This is a genomic window from Psychrobacter sp. MES7-P7E (assembly GCF_002863645.1).
Lineage (GTDB): Bacteria > Pseudomonadota > Gammaproteobacteria > Pseudomonadales > Moraxellaceae > Psychrobacter.
Window position 1 is genome coordinate 1 of the sequence record NZ_PJBU01000028.1, and the last position, 3,046, is coordinate 3,046.

The 3,046-nt window shown below is 35.4% G+C and carries 1 protein-coding gene and 1 pseudogene; one reads left to right on the forward strand and one right to left on the reverse strand.

Going from position 1 to position 3,046, the window contains the following annotated elements; all coding sequences use genetic code 11:
- Window positions 1-833, reverse strand: a pseudogene (locus tag CXF62_RS01285) (hypothetical protein); the annotation flags it as partial.
- 531 nt (window positions 834-1,364) lie between these two features.
- Between CXF62_RS01285 and CXF62_RS01290 the strand changes: the two are divergent.
- Window positions 1,365-3,046: hypothetical protein (locus CXF62_RS01290; protein ID WP_228153124.1), on the forward strand; the 1,682-nt coding region annotated here is incomplete at its 3' end.

The following is a 3,046-nucleotide window of genomic DNA, read 5'->3' on the forward strand; positions in this document are numbered from 1 at the left end:
ATGTCTAGTCCTAGCACTTTTCTCATATAACTTGAAAGCTTATTATATATTTGCTCATCTTCAGTAACAGTTGCTCCTGTTGCGATAGGTGCAACATGGACAGAAAACTCTGGTTCTGCTGGTAGTCCTCTCGGGTTGAGTAATAATAAATCTTGAATATATTCTATACCCGCTTCGGTTAACTTAACTGGTTTCTCGATATAACCTCTTTTTCTAAGTCTCAAGATAACATCGCTCCAATCTGGACACTTTTCATCAAAATTATCTTGTTCAACTGGTTTCTTATTATCTATTAATTGACTCAATACCCAGTTTTCTTGCGCTTCTAAAGAATACTGAGGCTTTAATTCCATCCATGCCATACTCTGATTTTTATATAACGTACTTGTACGTTGCATGTTTTGAACTATTGTTTCACTTGGTTTGTACTGCAACGTATCGCCTTGAAAGACTTCGATACCATTCTCTACAACTCGCTTACCAACATCATAAGACCATAAACGATCTGCAAAGATAACATCTCCAAGTTGAGTTTTACCTCTTCTGCCAGCACATATACCACTCATAGCAAGACATTTAGGGTTTAACTCACTTATTAAGCGTCCAACAACAGCTTGTACACTTTCTCTTCCCATAGATGCTACCCATGTTGCAACAATAGTAATAGTAGTGCCCGAATCGGTTACAAATTCAGCTTTAGAAGCGTTTCTATCACTGACATTAAATTCTTGCCAGTTTTTAGATATTCCACTATTTACCTCAATGAGTTGGTCATATTCATCTTTTAATGCACACATTATCAAAATATCGGTATTAGAGGGAGTTGAGTACATTTTAGATCCTAATTGTAACTTTCAAATTTTTATAGTTTAACACTACTTCAAAATACGGTAGTGTGTTTGTCCGCATCAACATGAGAAGGCGGTTTGACAGCAGCAGTCATACTAATCAAATATTTATATTTATGGAATATACCAATACTTCACAAAAATTGATAGTTACAGAGCATTTGTATATGACAGGTAATATCGCAACTAGCCAAATCAACGCTGAAAAATATCTGAAGTAGCTTAAAGTAGCTCTACCAGAGCAAATTAATAAGACATTGCATTATCAGTCGATATCTGGAGAGAGTGAGCCTTTCATATGACAAATTACCATTCAGCATCTTAAGTACTTAACATGTCAGCCATCTATGGCTGAAAACAAAGAAGTAAGTTAGTCGATACACCTATATTGAACAGATTTAGTGAATAGCAGGTGTTCAATATAGCTTGTGACCGCTTGGCTTGCCTATTGCAGTTGCTATCATATAGATTCACAAATAGTCGTATAACGTATTCATCGTCTTCAGGAAAAATCATATGGATATTAAAGCCTTACCTACTCCGAAGCAGTTTCTCAAAAACAGACGTCCCGAACAATTCTCTTCTTCTGAAAAAATGATTAGTAGTCAGCTTGACAGAGTACACCTTGAAACCTACTTATCTAACCTAAATGCTAAGAGCAAAGAGCTCGCATTTGAAACATTTGTCAAAGAAATATGCCAAAAAACTATTTGCCCAAACTTGCTTGAGCAAACTGGCCCTGTAGCAGGTGGCGATGGCAAAACGGACACACAGACTTTTCCAGTCTCAGAGCAGAACAAACTACTTTGGTATGTAGGTGTAAATAGTAATGCTAATAATGAACGTTGGGCATTCGCAGTCAGCACTCAAAAGTCATGGAAAACAAAATGTAAAAAAGATGTTGAGAAAATAGTTGAAACTAATCGAGGCTATACTAAAGTTTTTTGTATTACAAATCAGCTTGCTAAAGCTGATCAAAGAAGCAAGCTTGAAGACGAGCTTTCAAACCAATACAGTATTCAAGTCTGCATCTTAGATATTAACTGGTTATTGGATGAGACTTATAAAAATAAACTTGAGTATATTGCTATTGATACTTTACAGGTTCCAACTAATTTCAAACGAGAAATTATCCTCAGTCCTGAGGACTATGGCAAGAAGCAAAGGCTTGAGAAACTTACTTTTCAAATCAATAGTGACATTAATCCTAATGAAATTACTTTTAATCAAGTTAATATTTTCTTAGATATTGCTGAGTTGAGTAAGCAACTTGAAAATCCAGTGTTTGAGACACAAGGTTTGTATGACCGAGCTGTCAAAATAGCTCAAAGGTATGGTACAACAAACCAAATATTTTATGCCTATTACAACTATGCTAGAGCTTCATACTACTGGCATGAAGATTTTAAAAGTTTCGAAAGTAACTTTAAGAGCGCGTACGAAACAATCACTGAATCCAGTAACTCTATTCTCTGGGCAGACTTTGTTACTTTATTAGTTATTCAGATTAGTCATCGATATAGACATGAAGGACAAGGTACTTATGCAGTTGATAATGTTACAAACAATACTGTTTCTCAGTTAAATGAAATCATTCTGGATAAAAGCCGACCTAGTAACGCTTTACAAGCAGAAATAGCTTTGACTCAGCTACAGCTTATTCTGAACTTTGATAGTAAAGATAAAATGGAAGAAATCTTTCAAAGAATCCAGAAAGTATGCCAACAAGGTGAATATCTAATAGGTTTTTCATTTGAAAATATTTATGGGTATATTGATCAGTTAGACGATATATTTCATACTTACCCAAATTATCAGGCGCTACAAGACTACCTAACTGAACAATCTATCAAACGTAATGGTGACTTAAAGACTAGTAAAATAGCTCTTGAGCGTGGTATTAAGCAGGCAGAGAGAGGTAACTACTATAGAGCTATTCAATTGATTGGAAAGACTTTAGTAGGCTTAAATAAAGAAGAAGCACTTGAAGAGATGACTTACGCCAATATGGCATTATCGGATATATATTCACAAGTCGATTTGCATTGGGCAGCAAGAGGAACTCTTTTAAACGCAGCTTCGTTGTTGACAAACTACTTTCATAAAAATAAAGTTATTCTTCCATTGGCTATAGAAGCATACTTCTCACTAGCTTGGAACGAACTTACTCTTGGCCGTATTGCTCAATCATTAACATG